At 48.7% G+C, this 7,256-nt stretch carries 4 protein-coding genes and 1 pseudogene; all 5 read left to right on the top strand.

The window, feature by feature from the left end; genetic code table 11:
- A pseudogene (locus A4E54_RS08705) lies at positions 1-298 on the top strand ((4Fe-4S)-binding protein); the annotation flags it as partial.
- A 27-nt stretch (positions 299-325) separates the two neighbouring features.
- The gene (locus A4E54_RS08700) at positions 326-1,477 is read left to right on the top strand and encodes a (Fe-S)-binding protein (RefSeq protein WP_240084126.1); all 1,152 of its coding nucleotides are present in this window, start codon (positions 326-328) and stop codon (positions 1,475-1,477) included.
- Positions 1,478-1,744: 267 nt separating this feature from the next.
- Positions 1,745-4,843: an FAD-dependent oxidoreductase gene (locus A4E54_RS08695; RefSeq protein WP_240084124.1), complete on the top strand. Its 3,099-nt coding sequence runs from the start codon at positions 1,745-1,747 to the stop codon at positions 4,841-4,843.
- Between the two features lie 32 nt (positions 4,844-4,875).
- Positions 4,876-5,730, top strand: coding sequence for a hydrogenase iron-sulfur subunit (locus A4E54_RS08690; protein WP_240084123.1), 855 nt, complete (start codon positions 4,876-4,878; stop codon positions 5,728-5,730).
- Between the two features lie 245 nt (positions 5,731-5,975).
- Entirely contained in the window at positions 5,976-7,187 is a 1,212-nt protein-coding gene (locus A4E54_RS08685) for a molybdopterin molybdotransferase MoeA (protein WP_240084122.1), read from the top strand.
- The last annotated feature ends 69 nt before the right edge of the window (positions 7,188-7,256 follow it).

Genomic DNA, 7,256 nt, shown 5'->3' with positions numbered 1-7,256 from the left:
AAAACAATACGACGAGTGTGACTTCTGCAGAGCCGCCTGCCCAGCCAGGGACAGGTTCAAAGAGCCCGATTCCGGGCTCCCGTTGAGATGCGACATGTGCGAAGACGAGCCCCCGCAAGAAAAACCTCTCTGTGTGCAGTGGTGCTTCAGTGACGTCCTCATTTACGAAGAAAGAGAAGAAGAAGTCGAAGAAGCAGAAGAAGTGGACGAAGCAGAGATCGGATTGAAATCGCTGGTGGACAAACACGGCTTGAATAAACTGGCGGAAACCTTTGCCCGCATGACACAGAAGGGCTAAAATACAAGTGAAAGAAGAGGTAAAATTGTGGAAACAGTAGCCCCCTTCAAAGAGGTCATAGGTGAAATAAAAGAGTACGGCGGAGAAGCCGTTAAATACTGCTATCAATGCGGCAAATGCGACACAGTTTGTCCCTGGAACAAAGTAAGGAAATTCAGCATGCGCAAACTCATCCGCGAGGCTGCATTCGGTTTGACAGAGATCGAACACGAAGAGATCTGGCGCTGCACCACCTGCGGGAAGTGCGCACAAATATGCCCCAGGGACGTCAAGCAGATCGAAAACATGAAAGCACTGCGCAGGATGGCTACGGGATACGGAGTTTTTCCCACCGCCATTAAGCCTGTCCGCGGTGTAAGCGCAGGCCTTACCGCAGAAGGCAACCCCTTCGGAGAAAGCCGGAAAAACAGAGCCGATTGGACAAAAGGACTCTCTGTAAAAACATTCGAAGAAGGGATGGAATTTCTATATTTCCCTGGCTGCTACCTCTGCTACGACCCGAGATTAAAGAAGGTAGCCCAAGCCACGGCCAATGTCCTCAATAAGGCAGGCGTAGATTTCGGGATCCTGGGCGACCAGGAAAATTGCTGCGGTGAAAGCATCCGCAAGACAGGCAATGAGGAACTATTCAAAAAATTAGCCAGAGAAAACATTAAAACCTTCATCGATAACGGGGTAAAGAAAATCCTGGTCAATTCCCCTCATTGCTACCACACCTTTAAGAACGAGTATCCCGAATTCAGTGCGAACTTTGAAGTGGTTCATATTTCCCAGTATTTATTCCAGCTGATTAACGAAGGAAGGCTTCCGATCAGCAAAGAATACGCCAAGAAAATCACCTATCACGACCCGTGCTACCTGGGCCGGCATAACGGCGTATATGATGAACCGCGCGAAGTTTTAAAGAAGATACCCGGATTAGAGCTGATTGAAATGGCGGAATCGCGGGAACAAAGCCTCTGCTGCGGCATGGGCGGAGGCAGGATTTGGATGGAAACCCATGCGTCCGACCGTTTCTCCAACATCAGATTAAAAGATGCTATTGAGGTGGGGTCTGAGGTGCTCGTTACCGCCTGTCCTTATTGCATCACCATGTTTGAGGACAGCAGGGCGGTTCTGAACTATGATGACGTTATCCAGGTTAAGGACATTACGGAGGTTATCCAAGAGGTGATCTAGATTGCGGAGAAGTTAAGCATGCAGGAAACGCGCGGCGTGACGGACATGAAGTTGTATCCCCTTAGTGGCGGAGTGCATACTTCAGCTCTGTCCGATACCAGAAACCTGCTGGTGGTGGCTCGCCCGTATGGGCATTGCCCTGGTCGGTCAGGCCCGCGGCAGCCGGCTGGCGTGTTTACCCGCCCGGAACGGCTTGCATGTTCAAAAAATTAAGTATGATTAACCCGGAGTGTACAGGAACATAAAACCTGGTGAGGTGATAGAAAAGTGGGAGAAGAACAATTGCTGCAAGAAAAAATTCAGCAAATTTGTGCAAGTCCTGGAGCCAGCAATTTTGGAGACGTATTGGTTGTTGGTGGAGGGATCAGCGGTATTCAAGCCGCTCTTGACCTTGCTACTGCTGGTTTTAAGGTTTACATGGTGGAAAAAGCGCCAAGCATCGGGGGCCATATGGCCCAGCTTGACAAGACCTTTCCCACCAATGACTGCTCCATGTGAATACTCGCGCCTAAGCTGGTCGAGGTCGGCCGGCATCCAAATATTGAAGTTCTCACCTATACTGAAGTTGACAGTATAGCCGGGGAAGCAGGCAACTTTAAGGTAACGGTAACTACAAAGCCCAAGTATATTATAGAGGATCTGTGCACTGGCTGTACCACCTGTGTTGAGTACTGCCCGGTGCAGTACCCTGATGTGTTTAACCAGGAAATATCGCTGAATAAAGCGGTCCATATCTATTTCCCGCAAGCGATTCCGCTTGTCGCATATATTGATGAAAGCTGTCTTTACCTGAAAGAAAATAAATGCCAGATATGCGTAGGAGTATGTAAAAATAACGCCATTGATTTAAAACAAGCGCCGGTAACAAAGGATCTGAATGTCGGGGCAGTGATTCTGGCCGCCGGCTTTGAGCCGTATGATCCCAAGGTCAGGGCGGAATATCACTACGGAGAGTTTCAGAACGTGATCACCAGTATGGACTTCGAACGGCTGTTGAGCTCCACCGGGCCGTACTCGGGAGAGATCCTGCGCACTTCCGACAAAAAGCATCCCCATAAACTAGCCTGGATTCAGTGCGTGGGTTCCAGACAGGTGATCGAGGGTGGCAACAGCTATTGTTCGGCTGTATGCTGCACTTATGCCCAGAAGCATGTGATTTTGACCAAGGATCATGACGCGGACGCGGAGTGTACGATATTCCATAACGATATTCGTTCCTACGGAAAGGATTTTGAACGCTTCTACGATCGGACCAATAACCTTCCCGGAGTGCGGTTTATCAGAAGCTACACTTCAATAGTAAAAGAGGACCCGGTAACCAAAAATGTCACCATCCGCTATTCTACGCCCGATGATGGTGTAAAAGAAGAAGAATTCGATATGGTGGTATTGTCCATCGGTTTGAATCCTCCCGTCGGCGCGCAGGAGACGGCCCAAAAATTTGGAATTGAGCTTACCGCTCATCAATATTGCAAGCTCAATCCAGCCAACCCGATGGAGACCAACAGGCGGGGTATCTTTGTAAGCGGAGGCTTCCAGGGTCCGATTGATATTCCCGAGTCGGTCTTCAGTGCCAGCGGGGCCGGCTCCCAAATCGGCGAACTGCTCGACTACAGGCGGGGCAAGCTTTCAATAGAAAGGGTATACCCGGAGGAAAGGGATGTTTCCGCAGAGGAGCCGCGGATCGGAGTTTTTGTGTGCCATTGCGGGGCTAACATCGGAAGGGTAGTAAATGTTCCTGACACAGTTGAATACTGCAAAACATTACCCTATGTTGTCCACGCTCAGGAGCAGCTGTTTTCATGCGCTACCAACTCCGCTAAAGAAATAACTGACGTGACAAAAGAAAAAGGGCTCAACCGGGTGGTTGTTGCCGCCTGCTCCCTCAGGACCCTGGAGCCGTTGTTCCGGGATACCGTCCGGGAGGCGGGCATCAATCAATATTACTTTGAAATGCCTAACATTCGGGAGCATAACTCCTGGGTCCACTCGAAGGAAAAGGAAGTAGCCACAGAAAAGGCCAGGGACTTAATCCGGATGGGGGTGGCAAGGGCTTGCAGCTTGGAGGCGTTGCAGGAGTTTGAACTGCCCGTAAACAAGGCGGCGTTAGTGGTCGGCGGCGGTGTAGCCGGCATGAGTTGCTCCCTTTCCATAGCCAACCAGGGACACGAGGTTTACTTGTTAGAAAAAGATTCGGACCTTGGCGGGATCACCCGCAGAGTTCATTCCACCCTGGATGGAATGGATGTTCAGGAATATTTGCAAGATCTTAAGCGCAAGATTTATCAGCACCCCTTAATCCATGTCTATACCAATGCCGTAATCACTGATGCCACCGGTTATGTGGGGAATTTCGTAACGACGGTGAAGTCTTCCAGAGGGGTCGCGGAGATTAAGCATGGCGCGGCTGTCATCGCCATCGGCGCTGATTTGTCCACACCTGACGAATACCTGTATGGAGAAGATGACAGGGTGATGACCCACCTTGAGTTGGAGGAGCGGATCCACGCAGGAGACGAAAAGGTCGCTAATGCCGAAAGTGTCGTGATGATCCAGTGTGTCGGCTGTAGAAATGAAGACAGAAATTACTGCAGCAGGATATGTTGCAGCGAGTCTATCAAGAACGCTTTGAAATTAAAAGAGATAAATCCCGAGATGGATATATACATCCTCTTCAGGGATGTCAGAACTTATGGATTAAAAGAGGATTATTACAGGGAAGCGGCAAGTAAAGATATTAGGTTTATCCGCTATGAGGAGAACGATAAGCCCGTGGTGGAACCTGGCGAGTCGGATGAGGGCAAGCCGGTTTTGAAGGTTACCGTAACAGATTTTGTTTTAGGGAATAAGATTGAATTGGATGCTGATGTGCTTGCTTTGGCCGCCGCTATTGTTCCCTCGGAAGAAACTAATAAATTAGCCGGACAATTTAAGGTGGTTTTAAGCCCGGACGGTTTCTTCAAGGAAGCCCATGTCAAATTAAGACCTGTTGAGTTTAACACGGAAGGCGTTTATTTGTGCGGGCTGGCTCACTATCCCAAGTTTTTGCAGGAAACGATTAACCAGGCTTATGGGGCCGCCGGCCGGGTTTTAACGCTTCTCTCACATGATATAGTCATAGCCTCCGGCTCTGTCTGCCAGGTGGATGAGAAGAAGTGTATGGGGTGCGGGGCATGCGCCTCAGTCTGCACGTATGGCTCCCTGGCGGTTCAAGAGACACGGCAGGGCAAGAAGGTTACAGTAAATCCCGTTCTATGTAAAGGATGTGGCCTCTGTAACGCAAAGTGTCCCACAGGGGCAATACAGTTAAAGCACTTTACCGATGATCAGATCACGAGCCAAATTGACGCGATGGTTGCGGAATAAAACCTTGATCACTAACAGGGAGGTGAGAGCGAATGAGTACAAAATTTAAACCGAAGGTAATAGGTTTCGTATGCCACTGGTGAGCATACGGCGCTGCTGACTTGGCTGGAGTTTCCAGACTACAATATTCAACTGAAATGAGACTTGTTCACGTCATGTGTTCCGGTAGGGTCGACATGGCACATGTGCTCCGAGCTTTCTCAAAAGGAATGGACGGGGTGTTTATCGGCGGTTGCCATTTTAATGATTGTAATTATAGTACCGGCGGGAATTACCATGCGCTGAACATGACGCTTCTAACCAAAAAAATAATGGAACACATAGGGCTGAACCCCGAGAGATTAAGAATGAGAGTTATGTCCGGCAGTGAAGGAAACCTTTATGCCGAGCATGTTAATGACTTTAATAAGAAAATTAAGGAAATAGGGCCATTTGCTGTAAGTGAAGGGATAGACAAGGAAGAACTAATTTCCAGGGTTGAAAAAGTTTTAAAGTTAGTGCCGTATATTAAAGTGATGATGAACGAGAAGCTGAGAGTGCCTCAAGTGAACCCGGAAGACCCGGAAGAATGTGACAAGTATTTCACAAGTGAAGAAATAGACAAGTTATTTAATGAAAAAATTTCGTACTATATTGAGCCGGATAAGTGCCAGGCCTGTATGACATGCGCCAGGAGATGTCCCGTGGGGGCGGTTATCAGCGCCAAGGGACAAGTTCACGTAATTGATCAGGAGAAATGTATAAGATGCGGAAATTGCATCGCAGGCTGCCCGCCCCGCTTCAGCGCGATCAAGAAAATTGAAGCCGGCGAGCCTGTTCCGCCTCCTCTTCCTGAAGGAGAGAGAACTGTAGTCAGAAAGGGTAAAGAGAAAGCGGAAGTTAGTTAAAGAATATGATTACGATTTGCATGCAAAGGCCCCGCGATTTTGCGGGGTCATATTTATTTCTCATTCATTAAGAACGATGAAGAGAGGAATGTGTGTCCCAATTTGCCGTTCTTTAAGAAATTATACAATCAGGTTGACACTACCGTGTATTTCATCTATTATCTAACAGGAAGGAGACAAGGATCATGTGCATACTTTTAAAAAAATACATAACACTAACTACACCTTTCTAATAGGAGGTTGCCATGAAAGACATGTCTCTCGGCCTAAAAGAGGCGTTGCATTTGACCCTGGAGGGCATAAAACCGCTTTCTACTGAGAACGTAACCTTGGTTGACAGTGTTGACCGTGTAGCTGCATCAGATCTCTATGTCCTAGTGAACTCCCCTTCCATGGATGCCTCCCGTAAAGACGGCTACGCGGTGTTAAGCCATGAGGTAGCCGAGGCAACTGTTGAAAACCCTGTCCGGCTGCGTGTCTTGGGTTCTATAGCCGCAGGCGGCGAAAAGGATATTCAGGTCAAGCCGGGGACAGCGGTGAGAGTATTGACAGGTGCCCGTATACCAACCGGCGCCGATGCCGTAGTGGCTGAAGAATTTGTGAAACTGATAGACAATGAGGTGCTGATAGAGGCCTTTGCTGAACCCAAGAATATCCTCCGGTGCGGCAGCGATGTTGCGTTACGGAAATGTATCCTTCGGACAGGCCAAAAAATATCTCCTGTTATAGCGGGTCTCCTTACCGCGGCAGGGCACAGTATGATCCCTGTCTTTAGAAATCCCGTTGTGGGGATTATCGGGACTGGCGATGAAATTGTCGAACCGGGTAAACCCCTTGCAGAGGGTGAGCTCTATGCCAGCAATATTATTACCTTAGCAGGTTGGTGCAATAAATATAAAATGAAGACCCGCATGACAATTGTAAAGGATGATCCTGATGCCATCTTTAGGGCCTTGAAGATATTTTCCGAAGAAACGGATGCCGTGATAACAAGCGGAGGGGCGTGGATGGGAGACCGCGACATGGTGGTACAGGTCCTTGAAAAGCTTGGATGGAAAGAGATATATCACCGGATTCGCATGGGGCCCGGCAAGGCAGTCGGCTTCGGCATGCTTGATAAAAAACCTGTATTTGTTCTGGCCGGCGGACCACCTTCCAACTTGATGGGCTTCCTACAAATCGCTTTGCCTGGTCTACAAACCCTTTCCGGTCATGCAAAACCGGGTCTGCCCATGATTAATGCCAGGCTAGCCTCTGAAATCGGGGAAGGTGAGTCCGACTGGACTGATTTTTTCTTCGGCACTCTTGAACATGATGAAGGGTTGCCGACCTTTCATCCAATGAAAAAACGCAGCCGCTTGAGTTCCATAGCTGAGGCCACGGCAGTGGCGTCAATACCTGAAGGACAAGATTATCTCCAGGAAGGATCGGTAATTTATGTTCAATTGCTGACTTAGGCGTTCAGGCTGAAGAACCCTGTCATGCTTATTTAGGATATTGTCTCGCAATGGACAATGACGTAATAG

Origin of the sequence: Pelotomaculum sp. PtaB.Bin117 (genome assembly GCF_002067195.1) — a bacterium.
Taxonomy (GTDB): Bacteria; Bacillota; Desulfotomaculia; order Desulfotomaculales; family Pelotomaculaceae; genus Pelotomaculum_D; species Pelotomaculum_D terephthalicicum.
This window is presented reverse-complemented; position numbering and strand designations above follow the sequence as displayed.